General features: G+C 63.0%; 16 protein-coding genes and 1 other RNA gene. 12 read left to right on the top strand and 5 right to left on the bottom strand.

The genetic code is table 11. The features are described 5' to 3' along the window. Positions 1-311 precede the first annotated feature (311 nt). A complete protein-coding gene (locus NKH21_RS31790) occupies positions 312-668 on the top strand; it encodes a hypothetical protein (protein ID WP_352869843.1) in 357 nt (118 codons plus the stop codon). 7 nt (positions 669-675) lie between these two features. Here the strand turns inward: NKH21_RS31790 and NKH21_RS31785 are convergent, their stop codons facing one another. Together NKH21_RS31785 and NKH21_RS31780 are read right to left on the bottom strand one after the other, a co-directional pair. After that, on the bottom strand, positions 676-1539 hold the full coding sequence (locus tag NKH21_RS31785) for a prephenate dehydratase (RefSeq protein WP_023717847.1): 864 nt from the start codon (positions 1537-1539) through the stop codon (positions 676-678). Positions 1540-1572: 33 nt separating this feature from the next. Further along, positions 1573-2301, bottom strand: coding sequence for a 3-deoxy-manno-octulosonate cytidylyltransferase (locus tag NKH21_RS31780; protein ID WP_352869841.1), 729 nt, complete (start codon positions 2299-2301; stop codon positions 1573-1575). Positions 2302-2493: 192 nt separating this feature from the next. Here NKH21_RS31780 and NKH21_RS31775 point away from each other — a divergent pair, with 192 nt between their 5' ends. The 7 genes from NKH21_RS31775 (at position 2494) to NKH21_RS31745 (ending at position 12002) form a co-directional block, all read left to right on the top strand. Next, a complete protein-coding gene (locus tag NKH21_RS31775; protein WP_352664341.1) occupies positions 2494-3147 on the top strand; it encodes a c-type cytochrome in 654 nt (217 codons plus the stop codon). Between the two features lie 173 nt (positions 3148-3320). After that, positions 3321-5204, top strand: a complete 1884-nt coding sequence (locus NKH21_RS31770) for an extracellular solute-binding protein (RefSeq protein ID WP_352869838.1) — start codon at positions 3321-3323, stop codon at positions 5202-5204. Further along, positions 5204-7072, top strand: coding sequence for an extracellular solute-binding protein (locus tag NKH21_RS31765; protein ID WP_352869836.1), 1869 nt, complete (start codon positions 5204-5206; stop codon positions 7070-7072). Before NKH21_RS31770 ends, NKH21_RS31765 begins: the two co-directional genes overlap by 1 nt. Positions 7073-7102: 30 nt before the next feature. Next, the gene (locus tag NKH21_RS31760) at positions 7103-8197 is read left to right on the top strand and encodes a microcin C ABC transporter permease YejB (RefSeq protein WP_352664335.1); all 1095 of its coding nucleotides are present in this window, start codon (positions 7103-7105) and stop codon (positions 8195-8197) included. Next, on the top strand, positions 8197-9336 hold the full coding sequence (locus tag NKH21_RS31755) for an ABC transporter permease (protein WP_352664333.1): 1140 nt from the start codon (positions 8197-8199) through the stop codon (positions 9334-9336). Before NKH21_RS31760 ends, NKH21_RS31755 begins: the two co-directional genes overlap by 1 nt. Beyond that, the gene (locus tag NKH21_RS31750) at positions 9333-10964 is read left to right on the top strand and encodes an ABC transporter ATP-binding protein (protein ID WP_352869833.1); all 1632 of its coding nucleotides are present in this window, start codon (positions 9333-9335) and stop codon (positions 10962-10964) included. Before NKH21_RS31755 ends, NKH21_RS31750 begins: the two co-directional genes overlap by 4 nt. A gap of 96 nt (positions 10965-11060) precedes the next feature. After that, entirely contained in the window at positions 11061-12002 is a 942-nt protein-coding gene (locus tag NKH21_RS31745) for a 2-hydroxyacid dehydrogenase (RefSeq protein ID WP_352869831.1), read from the top strand. 24 nt (positions 12003-12026) lie between these two features. On the opposite strand, the gene NKH21_RS31740 is transcribed toward NKH21_RS31745, so the two are convergent. From NKH21_RS31740 to NKH21_RS31730, 3 genes are read right to left on the bottom strand one after another with little or no spacing between them, the layout of a single operon-like run. Next, the gene (locus NKH21_RS31740; protein WP_023676866.1) at positions 12027-12329 is read right to left on the bottom strand and encodes a Dabb family protein; all 303 of its coding nucleotides are present in this window, start codon (positions 12327-12329) and stop codon (positions 12027-12029) included. Between the two features lie 26 nt (positions 12330-12355). Next, a complete protein-coding gene (gene nudC / locus NKH21_RS31735; RefSeq protein ID WP_352869829.1) occupies positions 12356-13297 on the bottom strand; it encodes an NAD(+) diphosphatase in 942 nt (313 codons plus the stop codon). Between the two features lie 38 nt (positions 13298-13335). Next, complete coding sequence (locus tag NKH21_RS31730; protein ID WP_023676868.1) at positions 13336-13755, bottom strand: HIT family protein; 420 nt, start codon at positions 13753-13755, stop codon at positions 13336-13338. A gap of 592 nt (positions 13756-14347) precedes the next feature. Between NKH21_RS31730 and ffs the strand changes: the two genes are divergently transcribed. From ffs to NKH21_RS31710, 4 genes are all read left to right on the top strand, one after another. Continuing rightward, positions 14348-14444: signal recognition particle sRNA small type (gene ffs / locus NKH21_RS31725), an RNA gene on the top strand. Positions 14445-14548: 104 nt separating this feature from the next. Then, positions 14549-16375, top strand: coding sequence for a DNA polymerase III subunit gamma/tau (locus NKH21_RS31720; RefSeq protein ID WP_352869827.1), 1827 nt, complete (start codon positions 14549-14551; stop codon positions 16373-16375). 31 nt (positions 16376-16406) lie between these two features. After that, positions 16407-16730, top strand: a complete 324-nt coding sequence (locus NKH21_RS31715) for a YbaB/EbfC family nucleoid-associated protein (protein ID WP_023719593.1) — start codon at positions 16407-16409, stop codon at positions 16728-16730. Positions 16731-16962: 232 nt separating this feature from the next. After that, on the top strand, positions 16963-17901 hold the full coding sequence (locus tag NKH21_RS31710; RefSeq protein ID WP_352869825.1) for a cell wall hydrolase: 939 nt from the start codon (positions 16963-16965) through the stop codon (positions 17899-17901). Positions 17902-18045 lie beyond the last annotated feature (144 nt).

Below are 18045 nucleotides of genomic sequence, written 5' to 3'. Positions count from 1 at the left end.
GGCCGTCGTGGCGGAGAAACGCCGCTTGAAGCATTCACAATCATGACCAAGGCGGCGATCCTTCCCACCCCCCTCTGTCCTGCCGGACATCTCCCCCGCAAGTGGGGAGATCGGCAGCTTCGCCGACGGCGCCTTTCTTGCGACGCTGAAGGTTTGCGAAAGCGGAAATGACATCCAATCTCCCTCCTTGCGGGGGAGATGTCCGGCAGGACAGAGGGGGGTACTGTCCCGCCGACCTCGGTGTAATGTTTGCTGCGAAAAAGCCCGAATCGCATGTCCGGATCATGCGGGTTTCGACAAGGAGCACGTTCATGCGCTGGAACATGATGGTCTTGGCGTCTTGCCTGGCGATGGCCGGCTGCGTCGGCAATTCGATGTCCAAACGGCAGGACGAAAACGTCCAGTCCTCGCTGCTATATGACAAGGTGCCTTGCGATCAATTGCTGGCGCAACGAAATGGCCTGGCGCAGCAATATCATTTGCCGGTGGACGCCAAGCCGTCCTTCTCCAACCCGGCTACGGGCTTCGGCCCGTTCACGCCGGACATGCGCTCGAAAGCCAGGCGTGACGCCGACCAGGCAAGCGGCAAGATCGATGCCATGAACCGGTCGATCAGCCGCCGCGAATGCGGCAAGCCGGCCAAGCAGAACAAGCTCGGCCTGACCTGACCGGATCCTAATCCGCCACCTTCCATTGCTCGCGCGAGGCGCTGGCGGGATAGACGCCGAGAATGCGCATTTCGCGCGAGAAAAAGCGCAACTCGTCGAGCGCCAGCTTCACCAGCGGATCGTCCGGATGGCCCTCTATGTCGGCGTAGAACAGCGTCGCCGTAAACGCGCCGAGCTGGTAGCTCTCCAGCTTGGTCATGTTGATGCCGTTTGTGGCGAAGCCGCCCATCGCCTTGTAGAGTGCGGCCGGCACGTTGCGGACGCGGAAGATGAAGGTCGTCATCATCCTGGCGTCGGCGGAGGGACGCTCGGCCCATTGCTTGTTCTTGGTCAGCACGACGAAGCGGGTGACGTTGCTGTCGGTGTCCTCGACATTCTCTTCGATGATGTCGAGCCCGTAGAGCGTCGAAGCCAGCGCCGGCGCCAGCGCGGCCATGGTGCGGTCCTTCATCGCGGCGACCATCTTGGCGGCGCCCGCGGTGTCGCCGGCCACCGTCGCCTTCCAGCCGTTCTTGCGGATGTATTTGCGGCATTGGCCGAGCGCGTGGATGTGGCTGTGCACGGTCCTGATCTCGTCGCGCCTGACGCCGGGCAGCACCATCAGCTGGAAGTGGATCGGCAGGAAATATTCGCCGATGATGTGCAGCTTCGATTCCGGCAAGAGGTGATGGATGTCGGCGACGCGGCCGGCAATGGTGTTCTCGATCGGGATCATCGCCAGATCGGCCTTGCCGGTCTCGACCGCGTTGAAGGCGTCCTCGAAGGTCGGGCACGGCAACGGCTCCATCGACGGGAACATGTTGCGGCAGGCGGTGTCGGAATTGGCGCCAGGCTCGCCCTGGAAGGATATTTTGTTGGTCTTTTCAGGCATGCGCAGAGTCTCGGGGATTGGGGGAAGAACTTCTTAGTTGGAAAGGAGCGCCCTGGCGCGCTCGAGATCGTCCGGCGTATCGACGCCAAGCGGCACCGACTGCACGATCTCCGCATCGATGCGCATGCCGGCCTCCAGCGCCCGCAATTGTTCCAGCCGCTCGCGGCGCTCCAGCGGCGACGGCCTCACCGCAACGAAGCGCTCGAGTGCGGCGCGCCGATAGGCATAGAGGCCGATATGATGGTAGAGCGGGCCTTCGCCCCAGGGCGCGGTGGCGCGGGTGAAATAGAGCGCCCTGAGCCTCGTCGCCGAGAGTGGCGAGCCGACCAGCTTGACGACGTTCGGATTGGTCTTTTCCTCGGCGCGGACGATCTCGACGCAGAGCGTGGCGATGTCGACCGCTGCGTTCTCGAAAGGCTTCAGCGCGGCGCCGATAATAAGGGGGTCGATGGTCGGCAGATCGCCCTGCACATTGACGATCGTCTCGACCGTCTTGCCAGGGTCGAGAATGGTCAGCGCTTCGAAGATGCGGTCGGAACCGGTTTCGTGGTCCGCCCGCGTCATCACCGCCTCGAAACCATGCGCGCGCACCGCCTCCGCAACACCTTGCGTATCGGTGGCGACGACCACCCGGCCGAGCCCGGCCTCGGCGGCGCGGCGGGCGACGTGGACGATCATCGGAGTGCCGATAATGTCGGCCAGCGGCTTGCCCGGCAGGCGGGTCGAGGCCATGCGGGCCGGGATCAGGATGAGCGTGGACATGAGGCGGGCAGGGGCTCGAAAAAGAGGGGGACAAAAGTGGCAAAAGGTCTCACTGGCAGCGCCCTTATAGGTGTTGCAACGCCGGAGCAAAAGACCTAGTTTCCGCGCGATTTGACCGCCTCGCAGGGTGGTTCACGATACCGACGGACGGAGTGGACGGATCGGTCCGCCGGAAAAGGGAGCCTGGGGCGTATGGATTCCAACGAAGTCAACAAGCTGCTCGCCGGTTTCCTCGGCACGGTGTTCATCGTCTTTTCCGTTGGCATCGTGTCCGACGCGCTGTTTGCCTCGCCGGCGCCGGAAAAGCCCGGCTTCGCCATCGAGGCGACCGAGCCCGCCGAAGGCGGCCCGGCCGCTCCCGCCGCGGAGGCCAAGCCGATTGCCGAGCTGCTGGCCACCGCCAACGCCGAAGCCGGCGCCGCCATCTTCAAGAAATGCCAGGCCTGCCACTCCGGCGAAAAGGGCGGCCCCAACAAGGTCGGCCCCGATCTGTGGGACATCGTCGACCGTCCGGTCGCCGAGCATGAGGGCTTTGCCTATTCGGCCGGCATGAAGGAGTTCTCCAAGGGCGGCAGCGAGAAATGGACCTACGACAACCTGAACCACTTCATCACCTCGCCGAAGAAGTTCGTGAAGGGCACGGCGATGGGCTTCGCCGGCCTGCCGAAGGACGAGGACCGCGCCAACGTCATCGCCTATCTGCGCACGCTGTCGGACAATCCGAAGCCGCTGCCGGCGCCCGGCGCCTCGGCCGAAAACGCGCCCGCCAAGCCGGCCGAAGGTGCAGCCCCTGCCAAGCCGGCAGAAGGCGCGGCGCCGGCAGCTCCGGCCGCCCCCGCAAAATAACAAAACTGTAATGATATAATCCTTGAAAAAGCCGGGTTCAGCCCGGCTTTTTCGTTAGGAAAAATGCATATGCGACGACAAAGCCGGTCCGTTGCGGTTTTCAGCGCCGCCAAATGATCTAGATTGAGCCCAGACGCTATGGTGACGGCGCTATATCGCGAAGAGGAGAACGCATGACGGTTGGCCGAGCGCGGACGCTTCTGAAATCGGTGCTGATGCTGGCTGCTTTTGCTGGCGGCCTGCAGGCGGCCTTCGCGGACGAATGGCGCACGACCTCGTCGCTGATCGGCGAATCCAAATATGGCGATAATTTCCAGCACTACGATTACGTCAATCCGGATGCACCCAAGGGCGGCACAGTGAATTCCGTGGTGCTTGGCACGTTCGACAGCTTCAATCCCTACATCGTGCAGGGTTCGCCGGCTGCCGGCTTCGCGCAGTTCGGCGGCGGCCTGCTCTACGACACGCTGATGGAGCAGGCGACCGACGAGGGCAGCACCAGCCATCCGCTGATCGCCGATGCCTATAAATATCCGGCCGATTATTCCTCGGCGACCTACCGGCTCGACCCGCGGGCGAAATGGCATGACGGCCAGCCGATCACCACCGACGATGTGATCTGGTCGTTCCAGGTGCTGAAGGCCAACAGCCCGCAATTTAGCCGCTATTTCGAAAACGTCACCGACGCGGTCGCCATCTCCGACCGCGAGGTCGAGTTCCATTTCAACCAGAAGGGCAACCGGGAGCTACCGAAGATCATCGGCGATCTCGTCGTGCTGCCCAAGCACTGGTGGGAAGGCACCGACGCCAGCGGCAAGAAGCGCGACGTCACAAAGCCGACGCAGGAGCCGCCGCTCGGCTCGGCCGCCTACAAGATCGCCAGCTTCAAGCCTGGCTCCGAAATCATCTGGCAGCGCGTGCCCGATTACTGGGCAGCCAAGCTGCCCGTGAAGATCGGCCGCGAGAATTTCGAAAGGCAGCGTTTCACCTATTTTCTCGACGACAATGCCGCCTGGCAGGCCTTCACCAAGGGCGGGCTGGACGACATCAAGCCGGAGAACAGTTCGAGGCGCTGGAACACGGCCTATAATTTCCCCGCAGTTCAGGCTGGCGACGTCATCAAGAAGGAATTCAAGACCGCGTCGCCCGAACCGATGCAGGCCTTCATGCTCAACACCAGGCGCCCGCTGTTTAGGGATCGCCTGGTGCGCGCCGCGCTGATGTATCCGTTCGATTTCGAGACGATGAACCGGACCCTGTTCTTCGGTTCCAACACCCGCACCAGCAGCTATTTCCAGGGCACCGAACTGGCGTCGAGTGGCCTGCCGCAGGGCAAGGAACTCGAAATCCTCGAGCAGTACCGCGACAAGCTGCCGCCTGAAGTTTTTACCGAGGAATTCAAGCTGCCGGTCTACGACACGCCGCAGGCGGAGCGCAAATACCTGAAGACCGCGGTCGAACTGTTCGCCAAGGCAGGCTGGGTGATCAAAGGCGGCAAGATGGTCAACGCCAAGACCGGCGAACCGTTCAAATTCGAAATCCTCGGCTGGAACGACACCGACCAGGTCATCGCCAGCCCCTACATAGCCAATCTGCGTAAGATCGGCGTCGACGCGACACTGCGCCTGATCGACCAGACCCAGTACATCAACCGCGTCACCCATTTCGACTTTGACGTGGTCACTTCGATACTCGGCCAGTCGGACTCTCCCGGCAATGAACAGCGCGATTTCTGGAGCTCCAAGGCTGCCGATTCGCCCGGATCGCGCAATTACGCCGGCATCAAGAATCCGGTCGTCGATGCGCTGGTCGATCGGATCATCTATGCCACCGACCGCGACGATCTCGTTGCCGCCACCCATGCGCTCGACCGGGTGCTGTTGTGGAATTTCTACGTCGTGCCGCAATATTACCGCGCCGTGGTCTGGCTCGCCTACTGGAACAAGTTCGGCATGCCGGAAAAACAGCCCGCCTATAGCGGCGTCGACCAGAATTCCTGGTGGATCGATCCTGACAAGGAAAAGGCGCTGGCGGCCAAATACAAGAGTGGCAATTGATGGCGGCTCTGCCCCGTCGCGACTTCCTCGCCCTCGGCGGTGCCGCCGCGGCAGCTGCATGGCTGCCCGGCCGGGCTTTCGCCACCATCCCGACCGGCGTGAAACTGCACGGCCTGTCTGCCTTCGGCGATCTCAAATATCCTCCGGATTTCGCGCATTTCGACTATGTCAATCCGGACGCTCCCAAGGGCGGCCGGATGAATTTCGCTCCGCCGAACTCCACCCTCAATCAGAGTTTCCTGACTTTCAACACGTTGAACTCGCTGGTGCTGAAGGGGGATTCGCCGCCGCGCACCGAGCTCTGCTTCGATTCGCTGATGACAAGGGCGGTCGATGAGCCGGATGCTGTCTACGGCCTGCTTGCCGAATCCGTTACCTTGTCGCAGGACCGCAACGGCTACCGCTTCAGCCTGCGGCCACAAGCGCGCTTCCACGACGGCTCGCCGCTGACCGCCGAAGACATTGCCTTCGCCTTGAACCTCTACAAAGACCGGGGACATCCGAACCTTTCCCAAGCGCTGCGACATATGACGGATGCGGTCGCAGTCGATCCGCTTACGGTCAACCTTACCTTCAACGGCCAGCAGTCCGCGCAGAATATCCTCGCCGTCGTCGCGATGCCGATCGTCTCCAAAGCCTTCTACACGGCCAATGATTTCGACGCCTCGACGATGACCCCTCCGCTCAGCTCGGGGCCATACCGAATGGGGCGGGTCGTGGCCGGACAGACAGTCGAATATGAACGCGTCGCCGATTATTGGGGCCGCGATCTGGCCGTGAACCGCGGGCTTAACAATTTCGACCGCATCCGTATCGATTTCTATCTCGATCGCCAGGCGGCATTTGAAGCGTTCAAGAAAGGGGACACGCATTTTCGCGAGGAGTTCACCGCGCGGGTATGGGCGACCGGCTACGATTTTCCGGCGCTGAAGGATGGCAGGGTCCTCAAACGCGAATTTCCCGGCGAGAAAACGCCCTCCATGCAGGCTGTCGCGCTCAACCAGCGCCGTCCGCAGTTCCGCGACATACGCGTGAGACGGGCAATCGCCCATTGCTTCGACTTCGAATGGACCAAGCGGGTGCTGTTTTTCGACTCCTACGAGCGTTCGCAATCGAACTTCGAGCGATCGGATTACAAGGCCAAGGGCCTGCCCTCACCCCAGGAACTGAAACTCGTGGAGCCGTTTCGAGCCGAATTGCCGCCGGAGACCTTCGGCGAACCGGTGATGCAACCCGTTTCCGACGGTTCTGGACACGACCGCAAGCTGCTGCGCGAGGCTTCGAGGCTGCTCGCCGAAGCCGGCTGGAAGCGAGTCGGCAATTTCGTCGTCAACGACAAAGGCGAGCGACTGCAGGTGGAAATGCTGGCCGAGGACGAGGGGTTGGTTCGCATTTTCGCGCCGTGGTCCGAGAATATGAAGGCGATCGGCATCGATGCTTCGATCCGGCAGGTCGACTCGACGCAATTCGAAGCGCGGCAGAGCAACTACGATTTCGACTTCAACATGCTCGCATGGTCGATCGGAGCGACGCCCACCGCCGACGGCTTAGAGATCCTCTATGCTTCCCGGATGGCGAAAACGCCGGGGATGCGCAACTATCCCGGTACGGAAAGCAAAGCCATCGACGCGCTGATCGAGGCAGCCGGTAAGGCGCAGAGCCGCATCGAACTCGTCACCGCGCTCAATGCCCTCGATCGGGTCTTGCGCGCGCGGCTAGACTGGATTCCAACATACCATCTGGCGAATCACCGAGCGGCGTTCTGGGACATGTTCGGCTTTCCCGCTCAAAAGCCGGATTACGACTTCCCGGTCGAGACGTCGTGGTGGTTCGACAAAGACAAGGCGGCAAAGATTGGCAAAGCCTGACATTTTCCCACAAGCGAGGCAGGGAGCCTGATGGGCGCCTATATACTGCGCCGTATCCTGTTGATGATCCCGACCCTGTTCGGCATCATGGCGGTGTCCTTTGCCGTCATCCAGTTCGCGCCGGGCGGGCCGGTCGAGCAGGTCATCGCCAGGCTGACAAACCAGGGTGGCAGCGATCGCCTCGGCGGCGGCGGGGGTGATGCCGGCGGCGCCAATTTCGATGTCGCCGGCGACGTCGGCTCGAAATACCGCGGCGCGCAAGGGCTCGACCCGGAATTCATCAAGAAGCTGGAGAAGCAGTTCGGTTTCGACAAGCCGCCGCTCGAGCGCTTCGGCATGATGTTGTGGAACTATCTCCGCTTCGATTTCGGCGACAGCTATTTCCGCGACATCTCGGTGCTCGACCTGATCCTGGAAAAGATGCCGGTGTCGATCTCGATCGGGCTGTGGATTACGCTCTTGTCGTATCTGATCTCGATCCCGCTCGGCATCCGCAAGGCGGTCAAGGACGGCTCCACTTTCGACGTCTGGACCAGCGGCGTCGTCATCGTCGGTTACGCCATTCCGGGTTTCCTGTTCGGCATATTGCTGATGGTGCTGTTTGCCGGCGGCTCGTTCTGGGACTGGTTCCCGTTGCGCGGAATCACCTCGGACAATTGGGACCAATTGTCATGGCCTGCGCGGATCGTCGACTATTTCTGGCATATGACCTTGCCGTTGACGGCGCTGGTGCTGTCGGCCTTCGCCACGACGACGCTTTTGACCAAGAATTCCTTCCTCGAGGAAATCCGCAAGCAATATGTGGTCACCGCCCGCGCCAAGGGCCTGTCGGAACGGCGGGTGCTCTACGGCCACGTCTTTCGCAACGCCATGCTGATCGTCATCGCCGGCTTCCCCGGTGCCTTCATATCGGCCTTCTTCACCGGTTCGCTGCTGATCGAGAACATATTTTCGCTCGACGGCCTCGGCCTGCTCGGCTTCAACTCGGTGGTGCAGCGCGATTATCCGGTGGTCTTCGCCAATCTCTACATCTTCTCGCTGCTTGGCCTGTTCGTCGGGCTGCTGTCCGACCTGATCTACACCTGGGTCGACCCGCGCATCGACTTCGAGCGGAGAGACGTCTGATGGCGCAGGCCGCAGCCGAAACGGCGCCGGCGCGGATCGCGCGGCCCTTCCTGTCGCCGCTCAACCAGCGGCGCCTGCAGAACTTCAAGTCCAACCGGCGCGGCTACTGGTCGTTGTGGATCTTCCTGTTCCTGTTCGTGCTGTCGCTGGGTTCGGAACTGGTCGCTAACGACAAGCCGATCATCGCCTCCTACAAGGGCGAGATCCTGTTCCCGGTCCTGGTCGCCTATCCCGAGGAGAAGTTCGGCGGCTTCTATGCGGTCACCGACTACCGCGACCCGGTCATCCAGGACGAGATCAATGCCAATGGCTGGATGGTCTGGCCGCCGGTGCGCTACTCCTACCAGACCGTCAACAACGCTATTCCCGAAGCAGCACCCACCAAGCCGTCCTGGCTCTACGACAAGAAGACGCGCTGCAACCAGTATCCGAAAGGCGAGGCAGACCCCAATTGCAACGTCGGCAACTGGAACTGGCTGGGCACCGATGACCAGGCCCGCGACGTGCTGGCGCGCGTCATCTACGGCTTCAGGATATCGGTGCTGTTTGGCCTGATCCTGACTGCCGGCTCGGCGCTGATCGGCGTGGCGGCCGGCGCTCTGCAGGGCTATTTCGGCGGCTGGACCGACCTTCTGTTCCAGCGCTTCATCGAGATCTGGTCGGCGATACCGGTGCTGTATCTGCTCCTGATCGTCGCCGCCATCCTGCCGCCCGGCTTCTTCATCCTGCTCGGATTGATGCTGCTGTTTTCGTGGGTGGCACTGGTCGGCGTCGTGCGGGCCGAGTTCCTGCGCGCCCGGAATTTCGAATACGTCAATGCGGCGCGCGCGCTCGGCGTGTCCAACATCACCATCATGTTCCGGCATCTGCTGCCCAACGCCATGGTGGCGACGCTGACCTTCCTGCCGTTCCTGCTCAGCGGCTCGATCTCGACGCTGACCTCACTCGACTATCTCGGATTCGGCCTGCCGCCGGGCTCCGCCTCGCTCGGCGAGCTGCTGAAGCAGGCGCAGCGCAACCTCAACGCCCCCTGGCTCGGCATTTCCGGCTTCGTCGTCATCTCGCTGATGCTGTCGCTGCTGGTCTTCGTCGGCGAGGCGACGCGCGACGCCTTCGATCCGCGCAAGACGTTCAGATGAGCGACACCCCGCTGCTCTCGGTCCAAGACCTCAGCGTCGCCTTCACGCAAGGCGGCGACCAGTCGATCGCCGTCGACCATATTTCCTTCGACCTCGCCAAGGGCGAGACGGTGGCGCTGGTCGGCGAATCCGGCTCCGGCAAGTCGGTCACCGCGCTGTCGGTGCTGAAGCTGCTGCCCTATCCGACCGCCAGCCACCCGTCGGGAAAGATCCTGTTCCTCGGCGCCGACCTGCTTGCCGCGGACGAGAGAGACCTGCGCCGCGTGCGCGGCAACAAGATCACCATGATCTTCCAGGAGCCGATGACCTCGCTCAACCCGCTGCACACGATCGAGCAGCAGATCGTCGAGGTGCTGAAGCTGCACCAGGGCCTGGGCGATCGCAACGCCAAGGCGCGCACGCTGGAACTTCTGCACGAGGTCGGCATCCGCGAACCGGAGAAACGGCTCGACGCCTATCCGCACCAGCTTTCCGGCGGCCAGCGCCAGCGCGTCATGATCGCCATGGCGCTCGCCAACGAGCCTGAACTGTTGATCGCCGACGAGCCGACGACAGCGCTCGACGTCACCGTCCAGGCGCAGATCCTCGAATTGCTGGCCGGCCTGAAAAGCCGCAAGAACATGTCGATGCTGTTCATCACCCACGATCTCGGCATCGTCAGGAAGATCGCCGACCGGGTCTGCGTGATGACCAAGGGCAAGATCGTCGAGACCGGCCCGACCAAGGCGATATTCGCAAATCCGCAGCACGCCTATACGCGGCATCTGCTTGCCGCCGAGCCGAAAGGCAAGCCGCCGGCGGCCAACCAGGCCGCCAAGCCGGTGATGGTCGGCAAGGACGTCAAGGTCTGGTTTCCGATCAAGAAGGGCTTCTTCCGGCGCACCGTCGACAATGTGAAGGCAGTCGACGGCATCGACGTCACCGTTCGGGCCGGTCAGACGCTCGGCGTCGTCGGCGAATCCGGCTCGGGCAAGACGACGCTCGGCCTGGCGCTGGCCAGGATGATCTCGTCGACCGGGACCATCCAGTTCAACGGACGCGGCATCGATCAGCTGTCCTTCAACGAAATGCGGCCGCTGCGGCGCGAGCTGCAGATCGTCTTCCAGGATCCGTTCGGTTCGCTCAGTCCGCGCATGTCGGTCGCCGAGATCATCGAGGAAGGGTTGAAGATCCACGAGCCGAAACTGTCTCCCGATGCGCGCGACGAGCTTGTCGTCGACGTGCTGAAGGAAGTCGGCCTCGATCCGGCGACGCGCAACCGCTATCCGCACGAATTCTCCGGCGGCCAGCGCCAGCGCGTCGCCATCGCGCGCGCCATGGTGCTCAACCCGCGTTTCGTCATGCTGGACGAGCCGACCTCGGCGCTCGACATGAGCGTACAGGCGCAGGTCGTCGACCTCTTGCGCAGCCTGCAGGCCAAGCACGACCTCGCCTACCTCTTCATCAGCCACGATCTGAGGGTCATCCGCGCGCTCGCCAACGAAGTCATCGTCATGCGCAACGGCAGGATCGTCGAGGCCGGTCCTTCCGAACAGATTTTCAGCAACCCGCGGACTGACTACACAAAGGCGTTGATCTCGGCCGCCTTCAAGATCGAAACGGCGCCGGTCGGCATCGTCAGCGAGTAGATTTTCGCCAGAGATCATGCACAAAATCAAAACGCTGCCGCGCCTTTTCGCATCGGGACGCGAACGCTGTTGGTAAAAAGGGAAAAACGATCCGCAATGGAAAAAGGCCGCATCCTGCTCGCCCTCACCGGTATTCATCCGCTGCGCTGGCGCGAACTACTGTCGGCGGAGCGCGAAGTGGTGCTTGAGCCGAATGGCGCCGGCGATCCCTCGATCACCTATGCGGTGGTGTGGAAACAGCGGCCGAACCTCTTGTCGTCGCTGCCCAATCTGCGGGCTATCTTCTCGATCGGCGCCGGCGTCGACCACATTTTCGCCGATCCCACCTTGCCCGACGTACCGGTCGTGAAGGTGGTGGCCGACAACCTGACCCAGTACATGACCGAATACGTCGTCTGGCGGGTGCTCGACCACCATCGCCAGGGCATGCTCTACCGCGCCCAGCAGCAGAAGAAGATCTGGCACGAACCGCAGCAGCGGCCGGCCGGCGACATCTCGGTCGGCATTATGGGGCTCGGCACGCTTGGCCGCGCGGCGGCATCGGTGCTGTTGTCACTCGGCTTTCCCGTTAATGGCTGGTCGCGCAGCGATCGGCCGATGCAAGGTGTCTCGACTTACGCGGGCGAGGCCGGCCTGATCCCGTTCCTCAACGCCACCGACATCCTGGTGGTGCTTCTGCCGCTGACGCCGCAGACGCACGGCATCATCAATTACGGCGTGCTGAAGGAGCTGCGCAAGCGCAACGGGCTCGGCGGCTCGGTGCTGATCAATGCCGGGCGTGGCAGGCTGCAGAAGGACGCCGACATTTTGCGCGCACTGGACGACGGCACGCTGAAGGAAGCCAGCCTCGACGTGTTCGAGGTCGAGCCGCTGCCGAAGACCAGCCCGCTATGGAGCCACCCGAAAGTGTTCGTGACGCCGCACGCCGCGGCGACTTCCGATCCGGTCCACCTGGCGCCGATCATGCGGCGTCAGATGGATGCCTTCGAGCGCGGCGAAGCGCTGGAAAATGTGGTGGATCGCGACGCGGGGTATTGATTTCCAGAGCACCGCTTTCCGGTCTCAGCCCCAGCCGAGCGGCACGTAGTCGATTTCCATGAACGCCTCGACTTCCGGGATCCAGCGGTCGCGGACGAAGGCGACGTGGTCGGGATGATCGTTGTAGCCTGAATAGGCCCGTTGATCGGCGAACTCCATCGAGAAGCCGAAGCGGTAGTCGTTCTTGGGGCTGACCTGCCGCAACTGCTCGAAATGCGTGACGCCCTTTATCGCCGTGAGGATCCTCTTGGCGTCGGCGAGGAACCTTTTTTCCTCGAGCGAATGCGGCGGGTGTTTCAGCGTGAACACGACGGTGTGACGGATCATTTTCTGCTCCTGCGATGTCGATCCTGCTATGCGCTGTCGGCCCAGGCGCGGATCAGGTTATAGGCGATCGCTCCTTTCGGCGGCGTCACCAGGCCGCCCGGATGCTCCCTCGCCAGCATCGAGAGCACCTCGTCGCGAAAGAACCAGCGGCAATCTTCCAGCTCGTTGAGGTCGGGCTGGATATCGTCGTTGAGCGGTTCGCCGAAGCAGCCGATCATCAGCGAATAGGGGAACGGCCAGGGCTGGCTGGCATGGTAGACGACGCGGCCGAGCCGGATGCCGGCCTCCTCCAGCGTTTCGCGGCGCACCGCCGCCTCGATCGTCTCGCCCGGCTCGATGAAACCGGCGAGCGCAGAATACATGCCGGGCCCGAAATGCCGGCCGCGGCCGAGCAGGCATTTTTCGCGCGTTGCCGTCAGCATGATCGCCACCGGGTCGGTGCGCGGAAAGTGCTCGGTGCCGCAGGCCGGGCAATGCCGCTTGTAACCGCCCGCCCGCATCTCGGCTTCGGTGCCGCATTTGCTGCAGAAGCGATGGCTGGCATGCCAGGCTAGCAGCGCCGCCCCTTGCGCCAGCGCGCCGGCCGCCGCTTCGTCGATCAGCCCCTGCATATAGACCGAGCGATAGTCTATCGCCTTGATCGTCTCGGGAAGCTGCTCGGGCTCGACCCCGGCCGGCACCGCCAGCACCGGACCGCTTTCGGAGAAACCGAGCAGGACGCCGTTTTCGAGCGATGCCTCGAGCGGCCGGCTTTCGGCCGCGCCGAACCAGGGGTCGAATGCGCCTTGCGCAAGCTTCAGATAGAGCCGGCCGCCACGCATCAGCAAAAGCCGCGCCAAGGGATCGGCGAGCGCTTTTTCGACGGAATCATCGGCGCGGTTTTCGGACTGCCGGTCGATAATGTTGCCGGCGAAGCCGACGAACTGGCTCGGCTCGCGCAAGGGCGCGTCAAACAGGCGGAAGCTCATGCAGACTCGGGAAGGTTCAAGGTGGACACGGGAGAGGCTTATAGCGCTGCCTTGATCTTTTCCGCAAACTTGCGAAGGTCGGAGCGCTGATAGGGCTCGCGCAGGCCGTGCCCCCATACCGGTCCGGGCCAGCCTGGATCGCCTTCCGAGCGCGCAATGACGTGTACATGCAACTGGCGCACGATGTTACCGAGTGCGCCGGTGTTGATCTTGGTGCAGCCGGTCACGCGCTTGAGTGCCAGCGCCACCATGTTGGTCTCGAAGGTCAGCATCGCCTGGTCCAGCGGCGTCATGTCGTGGATTTCCTCGATGCCCGGCCGCTGCGGCACCAGCAGAAGCCACGGCCAGCGTCGGTCGTTCATGACGCGCAATTCGCACAGGCCGAGCCACATCAGCTGTTCGCTGTCGGCCTCCAGCTGGGCGTCAAGCGTGAATCCGGCCTTGAGGCCCGGCAGCATCGGCGTTTCTCTCACTTTTTGACGTTTTTTGAACTCCATCGACGCTAGAGCGGCTTCCGAAGGGCCGCAAGGGGCAGCAAGCAACATTGGCCGTCGTGGCGCTGATTGTTCGCGAAGAAGTGAGGGTAGTGGTTTCAGGTTGTGGTTCCCGCAGGTATTCTCGCCACCCTGTACTTTCCTTTCAAGCCTTGGTGATTGGCGAAAGCCGAAGCAGCATCCGATCTCCCCCCTTGCGGGGGAGATGTCCGGCAGGACAGAGGGGGGTGTGAAGGATCGCCAACTTTCGGCTACCCGTCTGAACCGGTAACTAGCCTGAGGGCTTGGCTGCGTTTGGTTGATAAGTCGGCGGGACGGCACCCCCTCTGGCCTGCCGGCCATCTCCCCCGCAAGGGGGGAGATCGGCAGCTTCGCCGACGGCGCCACATTTTGTTCTTGCTTTGTGCCGGCAGCTATGCTACTAATCTCGTTATGGTGATTATTCGCCCCAACGACCCGCCCGCCGAGGCGGGTTTTTGGTTTCAGCTGTCGCCGTCGCTTAAGACCCCATCATCCGCACTTGCATTTCATCGCCGGATTGCCGATATGGAGGCTGGGAGGTTGGTGGTGGACGGTCCACTCGCCAACCGGGTCAGGTCCGGAAGGAAGCAGCCCTAACGAGCCCGGAACGGGTCATTGTTCCAGCCTCCCGCCTCTTCGCCTTTTGCCCCGACATTGACGGCGCCAAGCCGTGCGGGCGAAACTATGCGCAGGAATCGGCCGCCTCCAGTGGCAGCCCTTGGAGCTTAACGGGCGAATGAGCGAAGCCGGAAACGAGGCCGGGAAATTGGACAAGCCTGCCGCCTATCGCGTGCTAGCGCGCAAATACCGGCCGTCGAATTTCTCCGAGCTGATCGGCCAGGAGCCGATGGTCCGCACGTTGACCAATGCCTTTGCCACCGGCCGCATCGCCCAGGCCTGGATGCTGACCGGCGTGCGCGGCGTCGGCAAGACGACGACCGCGCGCATACTCGCGCGGGCGCTGAACTACAAAACACCGACCGTCGACCAGCCTTCCGTCGAGCTTGCCGTGCTCGGCGAGCATTGCCAGGCGATCATGGAAGGCCGGCATATCGACGTCATCGAGATGGACGCCGCCTCGCATACCGGCATCGACGACATCAGGGACATCATCGAGCGCGTGCGCTACGCCCCGGTGTCGGCGCGCTACAAGGTCTACATCATCGACGAAGTGCACATGCTTTCCAACCAGGCCTTCAACGGCTTGCTGAAGACGCTGGAAGAGCCGCCGCCGCACGTCAAGTTCATCTTCGCCACCACCGAAATCCGCAAGGTGCCGATCACGGTCCTGTCGCGCTGCCAGCGTTTCGACCTCAGGCGCATCGATGCGGCGATGATCAAGGCCGACCTTGCCAGGATAGCCGGTCTGGAGGGCATCGAAGTCGAAGACGATGCGCTGGCGATGATCGCGCGCGCAGCCGAAGGCTCGATGCGCGATGCGCAGTCGATCCTCGACCAGGCGATCGCCCATGGCGGCGGCGCGGTCAGCGCCGAAGCGGTGCGTGCCATGCTCGGCCTCGCCGACCGTGCCCGCATCGTCGACCTGTTCGAACATGTCATGATGGGCGACGTCGCCGCGGCACTTGCCGAATTCCGTGCCCAGTACAATACCGGCGCCGATCCTGCCGCCGTGCTGACCGACCTTGCCGAGTTCAACCATCTGGTCACCCGTCTGCGTTTCGTGCCGGCTGCCATCGACGACGCCTCGCTATCCGAGGACGAGCGCCGGCGCGGCGCCGATTTCGCGAACACGCTGTCGGTCAAGGTGCTGTCGCGGACATGGCAGATGCTCTTGAAAGGCATACCCGAGGTGCAGACCTCCAACCGCCCGGTCAGCGCCGCCGAGATGGTGCTGATCCGGCTGGCCCATGCCGCCGACCTGCCGACGCTGGACGAGGCGCTGAAATCGCTGGAGAACGGCGGTACCCTGCCGGGCGCCGCGCCGCGCGTGAATGGCACGCCGGCAAGCCCCGGCCCCGCAAGCCAAGCGCCTGCAAGCGGTGGTGCCGGCGCCGTGGCGCAGACGCGGATGCCGACGGCCAATGGCGGCGCGCAGACGATGCGCCTGGTCGAGGCCGAGCCTGTGCCGACCAATTTCGTTGCTCCGCCGGAGCCGGTGGTCGAGGCGCCGCCGGTGCCGGTGAAATCGCTGGCAGACATTGTCGCCCTTGCCGACGCCCAGCGCGACATGGCCTTCAAGGTGCTGGTGAAGCGTTGCGTGCGCCTGGTGCGCATCGAGCCCGGCCGTATCGACGTCAGCCTGACCGACGATGCGCCGAAGATGCTGCTCAATGATTTGACCGCCAAGCTGCGCGCCTGGACCGGCCGCAACTGGCTGGTGTCGCTGTCGAAGGAGGAGGGCGGCCAGACCTTGGCCGAGATGGAATCGACAAAGCGCGAAAACGCCTTCCTCGATGCCAAGAGCGACCCGACGGTCGCCGCCATCCTGGCGCGCTTTCCCGGCGCCAAGATCATCGACGTGCGCATTCCCGACGCGCCGGAAGCCGATGCGGCCGAGGCCGAAATGCCGGTCGAGCCGCCGGCCGACGACGACGAAACCTGAACAACCAGCACCAACTGCAAAGGACAGTGCGATGAAAGATCTTCTCGGCCTGATGGGCAAGGCAAAGGAAATGCAGGCTAAGTTCCAGGCCATGCAGGATGAGATTGCCACGCTGGAAGCCACCGGGCAGGCCGGCGGCGGCCTGGTCAGCGTCACGCTGACCGGCAAATTCGAGATGAAGTCGCTGAAGATCGATCCGTCGCTGTTCAAGGAGGACGAGGTCGAGATTCTCGAGGACCTGCTCCTCGCTGCCCACAATGATGCCAGGACTAAGGTCGAGCAGACCATGCAGGAAAAGACCAAGGCGCTGACCGCGGGACTGCCGATCCCGCCGGGAATGAAGCTGCCGTTCTAGAAACGTTAACAGCCTCATAACCGAGGAGCCGTCCGCCAGGCCCATTCTTCGAGCGTCGCAGCTTCCGCTGAATACCCTTAGGCCAGTCTTGTTCCACCAACTCCCGCCCGCCAGCTGTGTCTATTGGGCAACGCCCCACACTTAATAACGCTTTAGCCATCTTTTTGCCTGAAAGTGTCTCATTCTTGCCGCAACCAGGGGCGGGCTGGCAGCAGAATGAGGGGACGCCTGTTTGATCTCTACCCGATGGAAGACGCCGTTGCGGCTCGGCGTCGTTATCTCGCCGCTGTTTTTGGCCGCTTGCAGTCAGACCGCCTCGCACGGCATGTCCAGCCTGACCGATGCCATTACGCCGAGTTTCCTGAGCTCGCGCTCCTACAATTCCACGCCCAAGGAAAAGGAATGCCTGGAGCGGGCAATGTTCTTCGAGTCCAACCGGTCGAGCCGTGACGGCATGATTGCGGTCGGCACGGTGGTGATGAACCGGCTGCGGTCCGGCAAGCACGGCAACACCATCTGCGAAGTGGTTGGCGAGCGCGGGCAGTTCGCGCCGGGCGTCATGACACGGCCGATGAATTCGAAGGCGATGCCCGACGTCGAGGAAGCCGCCGAGGCGGTGCTCAAGGGCGAGCGCAAAGCCAAGCTGAAGAATACCATGTATTTCCACACCGCCGGCCTGCGTTTCCCCTACAAGAACATGCACTACACCATGGTCGCCGGCGGCAATGCCTTCTATGAAAAGCGCGGCCGCAACTGGCAGCCGCTGCCGGACGAACCGATGGTCGCCGTGGCCCAGGCCAAGCCGCAAGCGCCTGCCGCTCAGGCCATACTTGTCGCCTCGGCGGAACCGGCACGCGAGGCCAAGCCGCCATTCGCCAAGGCAACCTATGTGACCGCCGCCGCATCGCTGCCGGCAAAGCAGACAAGGGTGACTGCCGGAATGGCGACCTCGGAGAGGGCGGCCCAAGAGAAGCCGATACTTGTGGCGCTGCAAGAACCAATGCAGGAGCCGGATGCGGCCCGTTTTGGCGGAACCGTGAGCGCTCAGCCTGTCACGTCCTTCCAGGCGGCGCCGGCGGAGCCGACAATGTCGTTCGAGACGACACCCGAGAACACCGACGCCATCGGCGCGATGATCGCCGGCCAGACCCGGCCGCTGGAAGAAAACTGAGGCGGTCAACGTCGGCGCCGCCCCTCATCTGGCTGCCGCCATCTTCTCCCCGTATAGTGACCTATCGCATTCACACATCTGGGTTGCGCTTTGCGGCGAAGCTCGATTCTATTTCGGCCGGAAAAGCCGAAGGAGGGTTGAATG

The organism is Mesorhizobium sp. M1329, assembly GCF_040318035.1.
In the GTDB taxonomy this organism is placed as follows: Bacteria; Pseudomonadota; Alphaproteobacteria; order Rhizobiales; family Rhizobiaceae; genus Mesorhizobium.
The sequence above is the reverse complement of the archived record's forward strand: the minus strand, read 5'-3'. Positions and strand labels throughout refer to the sequence as shown.

Excerpts from the sequence above, each read along its gene's own strand:
- NKH21_RS31775 (WP_352664341.1), top strand. The coding sequence starts at position 2,494 with ATGGATTCCAACGAAGTCAACAAGCTGCTCGCCGGTTTCCTCGGCACG.
- NKH21_RS31765 (WP_352869836.1), top strand. The coding sequence starts at position 5,204 with ATGGCGGCTCTGCCCCGTCGCGACTTCCTCGCCCTCGGCGGTGCCGCC.
- NKH21_RS31730 (WP_023676868.1), bottom strand. The coding sequence starts at position 13,755 with ATGCTGCCGGGCCTCAAGGCCGGATTCACGCTTGACGCCCAGCTGGAG.
- NKH21_RS31770 (WP_352869838.1), top strand. The coding sequence starts at position 3,321 with ATGACGGTTGGCCGAGCGCGGACGCTTCTGAAATCGGTGCTGATGCTG.
- NKH21_RS31755 (WP_352664333.1), top strand. The coding sequence starts at position 8,197 with ATGGCGCAGGCCGCAGCCGAAACGGCGCCGGCGCGGATCGCGCGGCCC.
- NKH21_RS31790 (WP_352869843.1), top strand. The coding sequence starts at position 312 with ATGCGCTGGAACATGATGGTCTTGGCGTCTTGCCTGGCGATGGCCGGC.
- NKH21_RS31740 (WP_023676866.1), bottom strand. The coding sequence starts at position 12,329 with ATGATCCGTCACACCGTCGTGTTCACGCTGAAACACCCGCCGCATTCG.
- NKH21_RS31720 (WP_352869827.1), top strand. The coding sequence starts at position 14,549 with ATGAGCGAAGCCGGAAACGAGGCCGGGAAATTGGACAAGCCTGCCGCC.
- NKH21_RS31780 (WP_352869841.1), bottom strand. The coding sequence starts at position 2,301 with ATGTCCACGCTCATCCTGATCCCGGCCCGCATGGCCTCGACCCGCCTG.
- NKH21_RS31750 (WP_352869833.1), top strand. The coding sequence starts at position 9,333 with ATGAGCGACACCCCGCTGCTCTCGGTCCAAGACCTCAGCGTCGCCTTC.
- nudC (WP_352869829.1), bottom strand. The coding sequence starts at position 13,297 with ATGAGCTTCCGCCTGTTTGACGCGCCCTTGCGCGAGCCGAGCCAGTTC.
- NKH21_RS31745 (WP_352869831.1), top strand. The coding sequence starts at position 11,061 with ATGGAAAAAGGCCGCATCCTGCTCGCCCTCACCGGTATTCATCCGCTG.
- NKH21_RS31715 (WP_023719593.1), top strand. The coding sequence starts at position 16,407 with ATGAAAGATCTTCTCGGCCTGATGGGCAAGGCAAAGGAAATGCAGGCT.
- NKH21_RS31785 (WP_023717847.1), bottom strand. The coding sequence starts at position 1,539 with ATGCCTGAAAAGACCAACAAAATATCCTTCCAGGGCGAGCCTGGCGCC.
- NKH21_RS31760 (WP_352664335.1), top strand. The coding sequence starts at position 7,103 with ATGGGCGCCTATATACTGCGCCGTATCCTGTTGATGATCCCGACCCTG.